The sequence below is a fragment of the Acutalibacter sp. 1XD8-33 genome, from assembly GCF_003612555.1.
Classification (GTDB): Bacteria; Bacillota; Clostridia; order Oscillospirales; family Acutalibacteraceae; genus Acutalibacter.
Genome location: NZ_RAZF01000002.1, coordinates 144970 through 161861, shown reverse-complemented (window position 1 = coordinate 161861; position 16892 = coordinate 144970). Strand labels below are relative to the sequence as shown.

10 protein-coding genes are annotated in these 16892 nt (G+C 56.7%); 9 read left to right on the top strand and 1 reads right to left on the bottom strand.

Annotated features, from left to right (window positions below; all coding sequences use genetic code 11):
* Nucleotides 1–268: 268 nt before the first annotated feature.
* Entirely contained in the window at nt 269–928 is a 660-nt protein-coding gene (locus D7X94_RS02715) for a DUF2461 domain-containing protein (protein WP_120426164.1), read from the top strand.
* A gap of 225 nt (nt 929–1153) precedes the next feature.
* On the opposite strand, the gene D7X94_RS02710 is transcribed toward D7X94_RS02715, so the two are convergent.
* Nucleotides 1154–2407, bottom strand: a complete 1254-nt coding sequence (locus D7X94_RS02710; RefSeq protein ID WP_158590864.1) for a glycosyltransferase family 2 protein — start codon at nt 2405–2407, stop codon at nt 1154–1156.
* Between the two features lie 369 nt (nt 2408–2776).
* On the opposite strand from D7X94_RS02710, the gene D7X94_RS02705 reads away from it, so the two are divergent.
* The 8 genes from D7X94_RS02705 (at nt 2777) to D7X94_RS02670 (ending at nt 16719) form a co-directional block, all read left to right on the top strand.
* Nucleotides 2777–6523, top strand: coding sequence for a phosphoribosylformylglycinamidine synthase (locus D7X94_RS02705; protein ID WP_120426162.1), 3747 nt, complete (start codon nt 2777–2779; stop codon nt 6521–6523).
* Between the two features lie 103 nt (nt 6524–6626).
* Nucleotides 6627–7163: a phosphoribosyltransferase family protein gene (locus D7X94_RS02700; protein WP_120426161.1), complete on the top strand. Its 537-nt coding sequence runs from the start codon at nt 6627–6629 to the stop codon at nt 7161–7163.
* A gap of 153 nt (nt 7164–7316) precedes the next feature.
* Entirely contained in the window at nt 7317–9416 is a 2100-nt protein-coding gene (locus D7X94_RS02695; protein ID WP_158590863.1) for a ComEC/Rec2 family competence protein, read from the top strand.
* Nucleotides 9417–9675: 259 nt separating this feature from the next.
* Nucleotides 9676–11052, top strand: a complete 1377-nt coding sequence (locus D7X94_RS02690; RefSeq protein WP_120426159.1) for an NCS2 family permease — start codon at nt 9676–9678, stop codon at nt 11050–11052.
* A gap of 82 nt (nt 11053–11134) precedes the next feature.
* On the top strand, nt 11135–11680 hold the full coding sequence (locus D7X94_RS02685) for a GNAT family N-acetyltransferase (RefSeq protein ID WP_120426158.1): 546 nt from the start codon (nt 11135–11137) through the stop codon (nt 11678–11680).
* Between the two features lie 334 nt (nt 11681–12014).
* Nucleotides 12015–13421 (top strand): MATE family efflux transporter, encoded by a 1407-nt coding sequence (locus tag D7X94_RS02680; RefSeq protein ID WP_120426157.1) that lies wholly within the window; start codon nt 12015–12017, stop codon nt 13419–13421.
* A 767-nt stretch (nt 13422–14188) separates the two neighbouring features.
* The gene (locus D7X94_RS02675; protein ID WP_158590862.1) at nt 14189–15157 is read left to right on the top strand and encodes a Gfo/Idh/MocA family protein; all 969 of its coding nucleotides are present in this window, start codon (nt 14189–14191) and stop codon (nt 15155–15157) included.
* A 113-nt stretch (nt 15158–15270) separates the two neighbouring features.
* Complete coding sequence (locus tag D7X94_RS02670) at nt 15271–16719, top strand: rhamnulokinase (RefSeq protein ID WP_120426155.1); 1449 nt, start codon at nt 15271–15273, stop codon at nt 16717–16719.
* Nucleotides 16720–16892: the final 173 nt, after the last annotated feature.

Sequence of the window (16892 nt, the reverse complement as noted above, 5' to 3'; positions counted from 1 at the left end):
CCGATTTTCTCTATGTCCATTATAATTCATCTGCTGTGGGAAGTCAATCGAAAGCTCCTGCCGGGGAGTGACTGAAAGTGTCGAATTCCCTTGCTTCTCTCTATAAAATGTGGTAAAGTTAGGGCGTAAAGACTGTATACCTCAAAGCCTGGGCGGGAAACTGCGGCGCCGTGCTATTCGAGACGCGGGAAAGGGGCCGGCCCTCAGGTGGAAATCCGCTCGACTTAAGGCGGGACTTTTAGAATATGGATGAAAAGGAGAGAGCCTTATGTTTCAGAGTATTCCCCAGGAGAGTATTGATTTTTTCTGGGAGCTGGCGCTCAACAACCAGCGGCCGTGGTTTCAGGAGCACAAGGAGGAGTTTCAGCAGGTTGTGCAGCGGCCCTTTCAGGATCTTGCCCATGAAACTCTGGAACGAATGCGGGAGCAATGGCCCCAGCGGGGCTTTCAGCTTCATATCTCCCGGATTTATCGGGACGCCCGCAGGCTCTATGGCAAGGGCCCCTATCAAGATCATCTCTGGTTTTCTTTGCAGCGGGGAGATCACCAAGCCCGGGGCCCCATGTTCTGGTTTGAGATGGGAAAGGACGGCACGTCTCACGGCGTGGGATGCTGGGAGGCCACCGGAGCACAGTGGGAGCTTTTCCGGAAAAGAATCGCGGCAGATCCAGCAGGCTTTGAGGAACTGATTCTGTCCCTGCCCCATCAGGACAGGCTGCGCCTGTGGGGACAGGAGTACAAGCGCCCCAAGGGCAGCTTTGGCCCGGTGATCGCCCCCTGGTACAACCGCAGAGAGGTCAGCGCCGGATGGGAAGATTTCTTTGGCCAAGACTTGTTTTCTCCACAGCTCCCCCAGCTGCTGACAGAGTCTTTTGGCGGACTTATGCCCCTGTACCAGTTCTATTTGGGGGCCTGGCAGAGCCGGTAATGACTCCAAGAAGAAATGGACGGAGAGAGACCCCGCGTGTGCGTCTGCCCCTCTTCCGAAAGGCCTCCTCTTAAATATAGGAAAAGCGCAGAGCCACCGCCCTGCGCTTTTCACTACGTTACAGCATATACTTAGAAACCAGTATTCATCGCGGACAGACCCTACGCGTGAGCGATTTTCCTGGGATGAATACTGATTCTTTATAGACCTTTATAGAATGGAATTCTATCGTTTCCCGTCCAGTTCGCCAATACTTACCGCGACGGTGTGACGGATGGGCTTCCATTCTGTCCCGCCGGACATGGCCACCGCCAAGGAGGCCATAAAGCTGAGCATGAAGAAGGGATAAGTAAAGCCGAGCAGGATCTTCCGATGGCTGGAGCAGGGAATCCGCCGCCACTCTGTTATCAGGGTGAGGAGTCCGGTAAAATAGAGCCCCAAATAGGAGCCGCCCAGGGCCAGAAGCGCGGTGAGGATTACCGGAGCCACGGCCTGGTTGGGATTTGCCAAACCCACCCCGAACATTACCACGTTCAGAATTACGCACAAGCCCATGAGCACCGCAGCCATAGAATTGATGAGCATATCATAGCAGGCGAAACTTCCCCCTCCTACTATGGCCTTGAGGATTGTGCCGCCGTTTTTGCTTAAGATCTGCATGAGGCCCTTCATCCACCGGGCCCGCTGTACCACCGATTGCTTGAAGCCCGTGGGCTGCTCATCGTAGAGCACGGCCTGGCCGCAGTAGGCAATCTTTTCTCCCCGACAGATCAAGTCCAGGCTGAACTCCAGATCCTCGGTGAGAGCGAAATAATTCCAGCCCCCCAGCTTTTCCAACAGCTCCGCCGAGAACAGGAAGCCGGTACCGGATACCGCGCAGCTGGTGCCCAGATAGTCCCGGGGCCGGTTCAGATACTCCGACTCCCGAAGAAAATACAGGCCATAGCCAGCGGTAATCCAGTTGTCCCCAAAGTTTTTGGCGTTGCGGTAGCCGGTTACCACCGGACAACCGTTGGAAAACACCTTGTTCATCTCGCGGATGTAGCCGGGATCCAGCAGATTGTCCGCGTCAAAGACAAAGAAGCCGTCGTATGCTGCTTTGGGATGCTCCTGGGCGATTTTTGTCAGAAGAAAATTCAAAGCGTAGCCCTTGCCGATCTGAGTCTGGTTCCGCCGTTGATAGACCGTAGCGCCATGAAGAGCGGCAATCTGGGCGGTATTGTCCGTGCAGTTATCCGCCACCACAAAAATATCCACCAGAGAGGAGGGATAGTCCTGAGCTTTGATGCTGTCGATTAGCTGACCGATGACAGCGGCCTCATTTCTGGCGGCGATGAGCACGGCAAAGCGGGAAAGGGACTTCTCTGTGAACCGCCGGCTCCGGCCCCGCAGCCGCACCAGGGTATAGAGAGCCTGATAACAGCAACAGGCGCCGATCAGCGCCGCCATAATAAGGTTTATATAAGAGAGGGTTTTCATCTGCATTCCGTCCTTTCAGGGATGGAGCTCATCCTGGTTTTTAGAATAATATGAACAGATTAAGTACAACGCGATGAATTTCTTACGAATTTCTTACGACTGTTAAGGCTGGCAGGGGGAAAGGAAAGAACCCCCTTTTCATTCCCCGGCAAGTTGTGCTATAATGGACACAACGCCAAGGGAGCGCAAGGGGAAAGCCCGGCTTCGTTGTGTCTCATGAGTTTTCTCTCATCGCGCGAAGCGCTCGTTTTGCTTTGCAAAATCCGGAGAAAACTCCCTTTGGATTTGTGCTATAATGGACGCGAAGCATACAGTTTGAAGTTTTAAAACACACTCTAGTGGGAAGTTCATAAAAACGGAGGGCTTTATATGGTTACGAGAGTTTTTGTAGAAAAGAATCCGGGCTTCGATGTGGAGGCCCAGCACCTTCTGGCAGATCTCAGGGACAATTTGGGCCTCGGAGGCCTCTCAAGGGTGCGCATCTTGAACCGTTATGATGTGGACGGCCTCACCCCAGAGCAGTTTGACCTGGCGGCAAAGACCATTTTGTCCGAGGCCAATATGGACGCGGTGTATCCCGAGACTTTTCCTCTGCCCTCAGACTGCCGGGCGTTTGCAATGGAGTTCCTTCCCGGCCAGTATGACCAGCGGGCGGATTCCGCCGCCCAGTGCGTCCAGCTGCTCACCCAGGGGGAGCGCCCCGCTCTGCTCTCCGCCAAGGTGATCTGCCTCTTTGGAGGAATCTCCGACCAGGAGTTTACCCAGGCAAAAACCTATCTGATTAACCCTGTGGAGGCCAGGGAGGCCTCCATGGAAAAGCCGGACTCTCTGGAGCTGCGCTCCCCCGCCCCGGCGGACGTGGCGCGGATCGCCGGGTTTACCGGCTGGGACAGGGCAAAAATGAAGGAATTCTACGCCTCCATGGGGTTTGCCATGACCCTTTCGGACCTGCTCTTCTGCCAGGACTATTTCCGGGACCAGGAGCATCGGGATCCCTCTGTCACCGAGCTGCGGGTGATCGACACCTATTGGAGCGATCATTGCCGCCACACCACCTTTCTTACCCGGCTCCACTCCGTGGCCGCCCAGGAGGGGCCCCTGAAATCCGCCGTGGAGCAGACCCTCAAGGACTATCTGGCCCTGCGGGACGAGCTCTACGGAAAGGACGCCGACCGCCCGGTCTCCCTGATGGACATGGCCACCATCGGCGGGAAATACCTGCGGAAAAAGGGCCTTGTGCCCGATCTGGACGTGAGCGACGAGATCAACGCCTGCTCTATCGAGGCCCCCGTCACCATTGACGGCAAGACCGAGACCTGGCTGATCCAGTTCAAGAACGAAACCCACAACCACCCCACAGAGATCGAGCCCTTCGGCGGTGCGGCCACCTGCCTGGGCGGAGCCATTCGAGATCCCCTTTCCGGCCGGGCCTATGTGTACCAGGCCATGCGGGTCACCGGGTCCGGGGACCCCACCCTGCCCCTGAGCGCCGCCCTGCCCGGCAAGCTCCCCACCCGGAAGATCACCACCGGGGCCGCCGCCGGGTATTCCAGCTACGGCAACCAGGTGGGCCTTGCCACCGGGCAGGTCACCGAGCTCTATGACCCTGGATTTGTGGCCAAGCGCCTGGAGATCGGCGCGGTGATCGGCGCGTCTCCCAAGGAGAACGTCCGCCGGGAGGAGCCCGTGCCTGGGGACGTGATTGTGCTGCTGGGCGGGGCCACCGGCCGGGACGGCATCGGCGGGGCCACGGGATCCAGCATGGCCCACACGGAGAAGTCTGTGGAGGTGTGCGGGGCCCAGGTCCAGAAGGGCAATCCCCCCACCGAGCGGAAGATCCAGCGGCTCTTCCGGAACCCCAAGGCCGCCCGGCTCATCAAGCGATGCAACGACTTCGGCGCGGGAGGCGTGTGCGTGGCCATCGGAGAGCTGGCCCCGGGCCTGGAGATCGACCTGGACAAAGTTCCCAAGAAGTACGAGGGCCTGGACGGCACGGAGCTGGCTATCTCCGAAAGCCAGGAGCGCATGGCCGTGGTGCTGGCCCCTGAGGATGTGGAGGCCTTCCGGGCCCTGGCGGCGGAGGAGAATCTGGACGCCCAGAGCGTGGCGGTGGTCACGGAGAATCCCCGGCTGAAGATGCGGTGGCGGGGGGACGGCATCGTGGATCTGTCCCGGGCCTTCCTGGACACCAACGGCGTCACCCAGAACGCGGAGGCGGAGATCGCCGCCCCCCAGGGCCCCTGTGCCCTGGATGCCGTGCCCCAGTCCCTAGCGGGCAAGACTGGCGGGGAGGCCCTGCTGGTCAATATGGCCCGGCTGGAGGTCTGTGGCCAGAAGGGCCTCTCGGAGCGGTTCGACTCCAGCATCGGCGCGGCCACGGTGCTCATGCCCTTTGCCGGGACGTACCAGCTCACCCCGGAAGAGGCCATGGTGGCAAAGGTCCCGGTGCTCTCCGGAGACACCGACGACGCCACGGCCATGGCCTACGGCTACATCCCCGCCGTTTCCCGGTGGTCCCCCTATCTGGGCGCGGCCTACGCGGTGGTGGAGAGCCTCTCCAAGCTGGCGGCCGTAGGGGCGGATCCACTGAAAGCCCGGCTTACCTTCCAGGAGTATTTCCCCCGGCTCCACGAGGACCCCAGGCGCTGGGGCCAGCCCGCCGCCGCCCTTCTGGGGGCTCTCTCGGCCCAGCTGGGCATGGGCCTGCCCTCCATCGGCGGCAAGGACAGCATGTCCGGCTCCTTTGAGGACCTGGACGTGCCCCCCACTCTGGTGAGCTTCGCGGTGTCCATGACCAAGGCCAGCGGCACTCTCTCCGCCTGTGTGGAGCGTCCTGGGGCCCGACTGGCCCTGTTGCCCATCCCCCGGGACGCCCAGAATATGCCTGACTGGGACCGGCTGAAGGAGTTGTACCGCCTTGTCTCCAAACAGATTCAGTCCGGGGAGATTATCGCCGCCGGGGTGGTACGGGAGGGCGGCAGCGCCGCCTGCGCCCTGCGGATGTGCTTCGGCAACCGGCTGGGCCTGAAGTTCCAGCCCGGTCTGTCTCAGGAGATTCTGTTTGCCCCCATGGAAGGGGCCCTGGTTGTAGCGCTCTCCGATAAGGCTCCGTTAGAGGGAGGTATTACTCTGGGCCGCACAAACAGTAGCGGCCAGGTGGAGCTGGACGGAGACAAGGTCTCCATCGACGCGCTGATCGACGCCTGGAACGGCACTCTGGAGAAAGTATTCCCCAACCGGGCACCCGCCGCCCCCATGCTCGCGGATGTGCCTCTCTATACTCAGCGGAGCGCGGCGGCCCCCGCCATCAAAACCGCCCGGCCCCGAGTGGTGATTCCGGCGTTCCCCGGCACCAACTGCGAGGTGGATTCCGCCCGGGCCTTTGAGAAGGCTGGAGCGGAAGCCCAGGTTCTTGTGGTGCGAAACCTGGCCCCTAGTGATATTGAAGAGACGATTCGCCGTCTGGAGAAAGCCATCCGGGAGAGCCAGATTGTTATGCTGCCCGGCGGATTCTCCGGCGGCGATGAGCCGGAGGGCTCGGGTAAATTTATTGCCACCACGTTCCGGAATCCCCGGATCTCCGAAGCGGTGACAGAGCTTTTAGAGCGCCGGGACGGCCTGATGTTGGGCATCTGCAACGGCTTCCAGGCTCTCGTCAAGCTGGGACTGTTGCCCTATGGAAAGATCACGCCCCTCACTTCCCAGTCGCCCACCCTTACCTTCAACTCCATCGGCCGTCACGCCTCCCGTATGGTATACACCCGGGTGACCAGCGTGAAGTCTCCTTGGCTCCGGGGGGCGAATGTCGGGGACGTCCACGCCATTCCTATTTCCCACGGCGAGGGCCGTTTTGTGGCCAGCCAGGAGGCTCTGGAGCGGATGATTGAGAACGGCCAGATCGCCACCCAGTATGTGGACCCGGACGGGGCCGTCAGCGGCGACATTCTGTGGAACCCCAACGGCTCCGTGTGCGGGATTGAGGGCATTACCAGCCCGGACGGTCGGATTCTGGGCAAGATGGGTCACTCTGAGCGCCAGGGAAGGGATCTCTATAAGAATGTGCCTGGCGAGAAGGACCAGGGACTGTTCCGCTCCGGCGTGGAGTACTTCAAGTGAAAACCTAATGAGTGCGCCAGGGAATAGCTCAAACCGGCAATAGTGCCCTTGTAACACTCTTAAAAAGTATAATTATATAAAATCTAAAAGGAGAGATCAAGGCATGAGTGTGTATAAAATCAACATTGCGGGCTGTGAACGGAATCTGCCCATCTGCCCTATTAACGAACACATGGACATCGCGGGTTTCGTTATGTTCGGCGATGTGGAGGTTACGGAGTGCACCGCAGCCGCCCTGCTGGAGAAGTGCCCGGAACATGACGTCATCGTCACTGCCGAGAGCAAGGGCATCCCCCTGGCCTACGAAATGGCCCGCATCGGCTGCCGGAACTACGTAGTAGCCCGCAAGGGCGTCAAGGCCTATATGGAGGACCCCATCCATGTAGAGGTGAAGTCTATCACCACCGACCATGTGCAGAAGCTCTATCTTTCCAAAGCTGACTGCGAAAATCTCAAGGGTAAACGCATTCTGATCGTGGATGACGTAATCTCCACCGGCGAGTCCTTGGCCGCTATCGAAGAGCTTCTCCATACCATCGGCGGACAGGTGGTGGGCAAGGCCTGCGTGCTGGCGGAGGGCGATGCCAAAGACCGGGACGATATCCTTTTCCTGGAGCCCCTGCCTCTTTTCTTTAAATAAATGCCGATCCGCCCCTTTGCGGTTTCTGGCCTTTTTGCCTTTGCCGCAGCGCTGTTCGCCGCCTGCTTCGGACCCCGTATGGCCGGAATTTCCGCCCCTGCCTGCGGGGTCTTGGGTTTTTATGTCCTGGGGTTTGGCCTATGGATTCTGGTCTTGGATAAACGAACGGGTGGAAAAGCCTCCCGCAATCTGGATCCTCGAATCAAACCCGCTCTGGCCTCTTGCGCCATCGCCCTGCTCACTGCCGGGCTTGTACTCGGTCTTTACTGCCATCGTTGGTATCGTGTAGCCGAAGCGGCGCAGCACCTGGATGGCGTACAGGCACAGGTACGCATGGAGATTTTGGACCGTCCCCAGGCCCGCTATAACCGCTACTATTATCCGGCCCGAGTCCTAGAAATCAACGATCAGGAGGTGGAGCCTTTCCTCATCCGCCTGTCCTGTGGTGAAGCATTTTACTGCGTTCCTTATGACATCGCGGAGACGGAGGTCCTATTCTACCGCTTTCCCTCAGAAGGATTATACTCCACCCGCAACGCCCAGCTGGCCGATGGCAACGTGCTGGGTGCGTATTGCTCCGGCTATGAGGTCTCCACAGTGCCCAGAGCCTTCTACCCTGGGGAAAGTATGCTGCCCGCAATCCGCTCCCTGCTGGAACGGGCAATTTCCGGCTATCTGCCCAGGCAGGAGTCCGGCTTGGTTCAAGCCCTTCTCACTGGCAACCGCTCCAAGCTCACCCCTTCTGTCTATGCCCACTTCAGCCGGATCGGTTGTTCCCATATGCTGGCTGTTTCCGGCCTGCACATGTCGGTGATAGCCGCGTTCTTCACGCTTCTGCTCTCTCGGCTGCCCCTGCCCAAGGCGGTCCGGAATCTGGGCTGTGCTGTTCCCCTCTTTTTCTACCTGATGCTCACCGGCTTTCCCCCTTCGGCCATCCGAAGCTACGTCATGTTCTTTCTGTATCTTTTGGCCAACAGCCTGGGCCGGCGTCCAGACAGTTTGAATTCCCTTGGCGTGGCAGTGCTGGTGATCTGCCTGACGAATCCTTTTTCCGGCGGGGACTTGGGCTTTTCCCTCTCTGTCCTTGCCACTCTAGGTATTGTGACGGCCAGCCGCCCTTTGCATCAAACTCTTATCAAGCCTCTGCGCCGGTTCCCCCGGCTCCGCCGTTTTCTTCGTCCAACAGTTTCCGCCGTCGCTGTCACTCTTTCCGCTGTGCTGTTCAGCCTGCCGGTGCAGATTTCTGTCTACGGCGGATTCCCTCTGCTGACCTTGCTGGCTAATCTCCTCATGTTGCCGCTGCTCACGGCGCTCCTCCTCTGTTCCCTTCCCTTTATTATGGCGGTCAGTATCCAGTTTCCCACTGCTGCTGTAGAGCCCTTGGCTCTGTGCTGCGGCGGGCTGGCCCGGCTGGAACTCTGGCTGGCGGAACGGCTGGCCTCCATTCCCTGGGGCTATATCACTTTGAAAGACCCTCTCTGGCTGCTAATCCTGGGGCTATGCCTGACTACTGCGGCGATTCCACTGGTGATGTCCGCCCCCAAACGTCGGCATTTCTGCGCTGCTTTTGCGGTTATCCTTTTGATCTCAGGGTCCGGCGGCGTCCTGCACCATCTCCACTGGAAAGACGTCATTACTCTGGCGATTTCCGGAGACAGGGACACCTCCTGTGTGATCGCCATACAGAATGGCCACGCCGCCGTCCTCAGTCTAGGTGGTTCTGACAGCGACGCGGCGGAGGAACTGCTTTCCCGGCGAAACATATGCTCTCTGGACGCTGTCTTTGTGCCCCAGCATAGCTGGCAAGCCCGGGAAATGGCCCGGAATCTCTTCTCTATCCGCTCCCCTGGGAAGCTCCTGTTGTTCTCCGACCAATATGTAGGCCAGGAGCTGCGGCTATCCCAAACGCCAATCCAGTTCCTTCGCCGGGAGGAGCAGACCATTTCCCTCTTGCCAGGAGTAGAGGCTGCAGTCTCCCAAGAAGGAGGGCAACTGACGTTGGGTTTGAACGGGAGAACCGTAATCCTGGACTTGAACGGCAAGTCATCCGGCCGGTGCGATCTGCTCATCACCCACCAGCCGGATTCTCTGGTACAGGCCAGCGTTACTTTTCTGCTTCAACCAGAGTGGCCCCTGTCGGAGGAGCTGACAAACGCCTCCCAGTATTGGCTTATCCAAAAAGACACTCCTGTCTACGCGGATATCTATCCTGACGGCCAAGTAAGAATCGCCGCCTATCCACTGGACCGGTAAGTACAGGTAAATTATCGAAAGCGCGTTCATGTCTGTTGTACCGCAGCAGTTTAGTATAGTAAATGAACTTAAGAACCGACAAAGCTGGTTCTTAAGTTCGGCGGCTCTGCCGCCGTGAAAGAAATTTTTAGGAAATTTATGAATAAATTGTGACAAAACAGTTGATTTTCTGTTTCCGGGGGGGTATACTTATATCGACAAAGTTCCTGCCCACTGATTCTTCCGCAGGAACTATTCAATTTTTAGGAGGGTGAAAATTTTGGAAAAACTGCTGGCTTATTTTAAGCTCAAGGAACATGGCACTGATACAAGAACAGAAGTCATTGCCGGTATCACCACGTTCCTTTCCATGGCTTACATTCTGGCCGTGAACCCCACCATGCTTGCCGCTTCCGGCATGGATCGGGGCGCTGTCTTTACCGCTACAGCGGTATCCGCCGCCATCGCCACGCTGATTATGGGGTTCTTCGCCAACTATCCGGTGGCTCTGGCTTCCGGTATGGGGTTGAACGCCTACTTTGCCTTTACCGTCTGCCCCATGGTGGCCGGCATGGGCGTCACCGACCCTTGGAAGGTTGCTCTGACCGCCATTCTGGTGGAAGGCGTCATCTTCATCATCTTGTCCATCTTTAAGTTCCGGGAGGCCCTGGTCAACGCCGTTCCCGCCAATTTGAAATATGGCATCTCCGCCGGAATCGGCCTGTTCATCTCTATCGTGGGCCTCAAGGGCGCTGGTATCGTTTCCGCAGACCCCTCCACCTTGGTTACCATGGGCAACCTCGGCTCTCCCCAGGTTGTGCTGGCTTTCGTAGGCCTGATTCTCATTGGTATCATGTGGCATTTCAAGGTCAAGGGCGCCATTCTGTGGGGCATCCTTGCCACCTGGGTTCTGGGCATTCTGGCCCAGCTGTCCGGCTGGTATGTGGTCAATGTGGAGGCTGAGGTTTACTCTTTGATCCCCAACTTCTCCAGCGGCATTCTGCCTCCCTCTTTGGCCCCCACCTTCTTCCAGTTTGATTTCAGCTTTATCGGCGCCCACTTCATCAATTTTGCGGCGATTGTGTTTGCTTTCCTGTTCGTGGACTTGTTCGATACTGTTGGCACCCTCATTGGCGTGGCGGATCAGGGCAATCTGCTGAACGAGAAGGGCGAACTGCCCAACGCAGGTCCCGCCCTGATGAGCGATGCCATCGGCACCGTGGTAGGGTCTGTGCTGGGCACTTCCACTGTTACCAGTTATGTGGAATCCACCGCCGGCGTGGCGGAGGGCGGCCGTACCGGCCTGACCGCTGTTTCCAGCGCGGTGATGTTTGTGCTGGCTCTATTCCTCTCCCCCATCTTCCTGGCAATTCCCAGCTTCGCCACCACTCCCGCCTTGCTGTTTGTAGGCCTGCTGATGATGAAGTCCGTGCTGAAGATGAAGTTCGACGGGGACATCGCAGACGTGCTGGGCGGTTTCCTGGCTCTGGTGATGATGCCCTTTACCTATTCCATTGCAAACGGCATCATGTTCGGTATTCTGGCCTGGGTTATCCTAAAAGTCTGCACCGGCAAGGTGAAGGAAATTCATCCGGTCATGTGGGTCGCTTTCGGCCTGTTCGCTCTGCGCATTATCACCTTGGTCATACCCGTGTAAAGCCATATCATGCACAGCTATTCACAGGAGGGGGCCCTTCGGGGGTCCTCTTTCCTTTACTATACTTTTCAGGAGGGATCTCATGGACTTGATATATCGCCGGCTCACTGAAGAGGAAATTTCCCCAGTCCTGTTTTCTCATTTCCGCCGCTTTCAAAAAGTGGAAAAATGCTGGCGAAAGATTGAGGGAGTATGGGTGCTAAAAGATATCTCCTTTGTTGATGATTGGGATGAAGCTGACCACCGGCGGGTCTGTGGTCAACTCCGGAAGGTTTTGGCAGAAGGAGGCGCCGTCTGGGGGGCCTTTTCCGACGGGAGTTTAAAAGGATTTTCCAGCGTGGAGGCACGGCTCATCGGCAGCCGGAAACAGTATGCGGTGCTGGCGGAACTCCATGTCTCAGAGGACATGCGCCGCCGGGGCCTGGGCCGGAAACTGTTTATGCTGGCCGCAGAGAGCGCCTGGAATTTTGGAGCCGAGAAGTTATATATTTCCGCCATGTCCGCAGAGGAGTCCCAAGCCTTCTACCGGGATATGGGCTGCGTGGAAGCCCTGGAGTATGACCCCTATCATGTAGAACGGGAACCTTGCGATGTTCAGATGGAGTATCATAAACCAGTTTGCGATTAGGTTTTCCCCTGTTTTATAGTAAACGCACTTGAAAATCGGTATATACCGATTTTCAAGCTAGGCGGCACAACAGTTGCTGCGCCGCCTGGTTCAAAAGAGGTATACCTCTTTTGAACTGCGTTAACTATAGCAATACCTTCTCTAAAAGTTCCTACGGCGAACGAACTTCTTCCGTTAAAAACGCCAAAGTTCTTCCAAGAATATCAACAAATTCAGCACTTCACCCAGCTTGTGGGAAACCATGGGTTATGATATAATAGAAGAAAGGTTTGTTCGCGTCCGAACTATATCAACTCAATACGCGGCTTTTTAAGGGAAGGAAGGATGTATTTCTATGGCAAGCAAGCTCTCCTCGCTGTTTGAAGCGCAGGATATGACTGTGGGCAGCCCTACCCGGAATCTGATCCGGTTCTCGGTTCCCCTGCTTATTGGCAACATGGCCCAGCAGCTTTATAGCACGGTGGACTCCATCGTGGTGGGCAACTACGTGGGCGACGGCGCGCTGGCGGCCATCGGCGCCAGCGGCCCGGTTATCAACCTACTGTTGGTGCTGTTCATGGGCGTCTCCGTGGGGGCCAGCGTCATGGCCTCCCAGTATTTCGGGGCCAAAGAACGGGACAACCTGGCGGACACCATTGGCACTACCATCACCGCCACCTTGGCCTGCACAATTTTTGTTATGGTTCTGGGCCCTATTATCACCCGGCCAGTGCTGACTATGCTGGATACTCCCACAGACATTTTAGACATGGCCTGTGAATATATGCTGATTCTGTTTATCGGCTTTTTGGGTAGCGCCTTTTATAACGTGATCTCCGGCGTGCTCCGGGGCTTAGGAGACGCTATCATGCCCCTGGTTTTCCTATTAGTGGCCTGTTTCCTGAACATCGGCCTAGACGTATGGTTTGTGGCAGGATTTCAGATGGGTGTGGCCGGCGCAGCCTGGGCAACCATTCTCTCTCAGTTTATCTCCGGAGTGCTGTGCATGATCCGTCTGCTGCGGATGAAGGAGCACTTCACCCTGACCTGGCGCAGCCTCTGGCCCAAGTCTATATTTGTGAAGCGGCTGTCCAAGCTAGGCCTGCCCAGCGGCTTGACCCAGGCTATCTTTTCCTTTGCCATGATTATTGTGCAGAATCTGACCAACTCCTTTGGCACAGCAGTTCTGGCGGCCAATACGGTGGTCATGCGGGTGGATGGCTTCGCCATGATGCCCAATTTCACCTTTGGCTCCGCCATGACCACCTATACCGGCCAGAACATGGGTGCGGGCAGACTGGACCGCACAGAAAAAGGCGCGAAGTCCGGAATGATTATGGGCGTGTCTGTATCTGTGGTGTTGGTAGGGCTGATTCTGATTTTCGGCAAGTACCTGATGATGATGTTTACCAGTACGCCGGAGGTCATTGACCTGGGCCAACGGATGCTGAACACCCTGGCCGTGGGCTACATAGCCATGTCCGTGACCCAAATCCTTTCCGGCGTGATGCGGGGCGCCGGGGATACCATGACCCCCATGTGGATTTCTATTATCACCACGGTGGTGGTGCGGGTGCCCGTGGCCTATGGATTAGAGTTCCTTACCAGGCCCGAGGGCGGCGCTATGGGTTCCGGTACGCCGGACCCCCTGTTCCTGTCCCTGCTGATCTCCTGGGTGGTGGGCGCGCTTCTGACGGTGGTAGCCTATCTCCGGGGCAAATGGAAGAAAAAGGCCATTACCAAGGCCGCCGGAAATGAATGATCCTAGCATATTATATGTAATATAACCGCATAGAAAAGGGATGGCTTCCATAGAGGCCATCCTTTTTTCATCCGCCAGACTCTCAGGCGCGTTTGTTATATAGTAAATTAACTTTATAACTGGCAAAGCCTGTTCTAAAGTTAGAAGCTGTACCGATAGGATTTGTGTTCCGATTTTTGAGCAAATTCAGTGGAGAGAAGCAATCTGGCGATTGGCAAGTTTTCACAACGCCCCTTCCCGGCTGAATTTGCCGGAAAGGGGAATACAAACGCCTATTGGTATGGCTTCTTAGGCAGCTCAGGAGGTATTTCCTCCCCGCCTGGTTCAAAAGAATCCTTTGATTCTTTTGAACATAATTAACTATAACTCCATGAAGCCCATGGACGCATACCCGCTTTCCTGAACTCGGGAAAGCTCATTTCCATCTATCTGCGCGTCAAAAGGGACAAAACTCTTTTCAGCATTGGCACGTCCTCCTTCAATGTAAAATGCTTTAAGAGCTTCTACTTCTTTACCAAAAAATCAGATAAACAAATCTCTTAGAGCATAAATCACCGCCCAGCTTGAAAACCGCATTTACCGATTTTCAAGTACCTTTACTATATTTCCCCCTTTACTGTCAAACTGCGGGGGCCTTTCCCACTTTCGGGATGAAAAAGAAATTTCAAGGAAATGCGGAAAGCTATTGCGGTTTTAGTAAAAAGCGTGTACAATTACATCAAACGGCGGAAGCCTGCCGGAAAAATAAAGAGAGGATGCGTTTGATTATGAAAATAGCAACTATTGGCGCATGGCATGTCCATACCATGGAGTATGCCACTGCTATTCAGAAAAACCCTAAGGCGGAGCTGTGCTGCATCTGGGATGACGACGTCCAGCGGGGCCAGGCTGTGGCGGAAAAGCTGGGGGTTCCCTTCCAACCGGATCTGGAGGCTATCTGGGCGGACAGCTCTATCGAGGCGGTTCAGATTACTACTGCCACGTATCAGCACACAGAGGTACTCAAAGCTGCGGCAAAAGCAGGCAAGCATATTTTCACCGAAAAAGTGCTGGCCTTTACCAACGAGGAGGCGGAGGAGATCGCCCAGGCCGTGCGGGACAGCGGGGTGAAATTTACCATCTCCTACCCCCACAAGACCTGGCCTACGCTGAAGGCTGCCAAAGCCCTGGTAGAAAGAGGTAAGCTGGGGAAAATTACATATGCCCGGGTTCGGGACGCCCACAATGGCAGCTCCGCCGGCTGGCTGCCCCCCCATTTCTTTGATGCCGCTCAGACCGGCGGCGGGGCTATGATCGATCTGGGCGCCCATCCCATGTATACGCTGCATTGGTTTATGGGCGAGCCCAAGTCCATTGTATCTATGTTTACCCAGGTGACGGGCAAGGGCGTAGAGGACAATGCGGTGTCCGTGATCGAGTTCGCGGACGGGGCTGTGGGCGTGTCGGAGACGGGCTTCGTCACCACAGGCAATTCCTACATTCTGGAAATGAGCGGCACCGAGGGCTCTCTGCTGGTACACAACAACACCCTAGAGTACAGCTGCAAGGAGACCGAAGGCAAGCCGGTGATGATGGAGGACCTGCCCGAGGCCTCTACTATGCCCATCGATGCCTGGATCGACGCGGTGGACGGCGTGGGCGAGGCTCCCAATGGCATTGACGACGCGGTGGCGCTGACTAAATTCATGGTAGGGGCCTACGAAGCCCAGCGTACCGGGAAAAAAGTGCTCTTCTAAGACAAAAAGGATTTATTATAAAGAAAAGGCTCGCTGGCTTTCCCGAAAGGCCAGCGTCCTTTTCAAAATAGAGTGAAGAGAGGGGAGGACTCCCCGGGTTTAAGGAGGCGGCTATGCGTAAATACTATTTGGCAATCGACGTGGGGGCGTCCTCGGGGCGGCATATTCTGGGACATGTGCAGGCGGGAAGGATCATTTTGGAGGAGGTCTACCGGTTCGAAAACCGGCAGATCCATCAGAACGGCTGCGACTGCTGGGACATGGATAACCTGTGGCAGGGCATCCTCGCCGGGCTCAAGTCTTGCGGGGATCAGGGGAAAATTCCAACCACAGTGGGCCTGGATACCTGGGGCGTGGACTTTGCATTGCTGGACGGCCGGGATAATTTGCTGGGCAGCGCTGTGGCCTACCGGGATCTCCGCACCCAGGGGGCCGACCGGCTGGTGGAAGCCCTGATTTCTCAGGAGGAGCTGTACGCCCGCACGGGAATCCAGAAGCAGAGCTTCAACACTGTGTATCAGCTTATGGCCTTGAAGCGGGATCATCCGGAGCAGCTGGAGCGGGCGGAAAGCCTTTTGATGATTCCCGATTACCTGGGCTTCCTGCTTACAGGAGAGAAGCGCCAGGAATATACTGAGGCAACAACCAGCGGTCTGGTAAACGCGGAGAAAAAGGCCTGGGATAAAGAGTTGATTGCCCGGCTGGGGCTGCCGGAAAGACTGTTTGGAGAGCTCTCCATGCCCGGCACGATGGTGGGAAGCCTGCGGCCAGGGATTCAGGAGCTTGTAGGTTTTGATGCCATGGTGGTCTTGCCCGCCTCCCATGACACCGGATCCGCCTTTTTGGCTGTTCCCGCCCGGGACGATAAGGCCGTATACATCTCCAGCGGCACCTGGTCTCTTTTAGGCGTGGAGAACGGCGCGCCCCTTTCCGGCGAGGCTTCCCGCCTGGCCGGTTTCACCAACGAAGGGGGGGCATGGGGGCGGTTCCGGTATCTGCAAAATATCATGGGGCTGTGGATGATTCAGTCCATCCGACGTGAGCTGAACGGCGTTGCCTATGTGGAGGGCAGGGAAAGCCGCGCCGCTGGTGAAAAGAAATGGAGTTTCCCAGAGCTGGGACAGGCAGCCCGAGAAGCGGCGGATTTTCCCTCTGTGGTAGACGTGAACCAGGAGCGCTTCCTCTCGCCGGACAGCATGACGGAGGCGGTGAAACAAGCCTGCCGGGATACCGCCCAACCAGCGCCGGAGACGGTAGGCCAGCTGATGCAGTGCGTGTACAGAAGCCTGGCAAAATGCTATAGGAATGCAGTTGAAAAGCTGTCGGGCCTTACCGGCAAGGCCTACACCAGTGTGAACATTGTGGGCGGCGGGTGCCAGGACTCCTATTTGAACGAACTGACCGCCCGGGCAACTGGCCTTCCGGTATTCGCCGGGCCGGTAGAGGGGACCGCTATCGGGAATCTTCTGGTGCAGATGATACATGGGGGCGAATTTGCAAGCCTGCGGGAAGCCCGGGACAGTATCCGTGAGAGCTTTGAGATAAAGGAAGTCCGCGGGTAGAGATGCGTTAACTATAAGGCAAGGGCTGGGACTCTCTGAAAAGGAAGCTCCAGCTTTTTGTTTGCACAGGGAGGAAGATTGTGCTATAATAAAACATATTCTCAGAAAGTATAACTTTGGGGGAGTATGTTTTGGCCCCTGGCAGCCAGGGTTTCACCCTGGACTGGACCAAA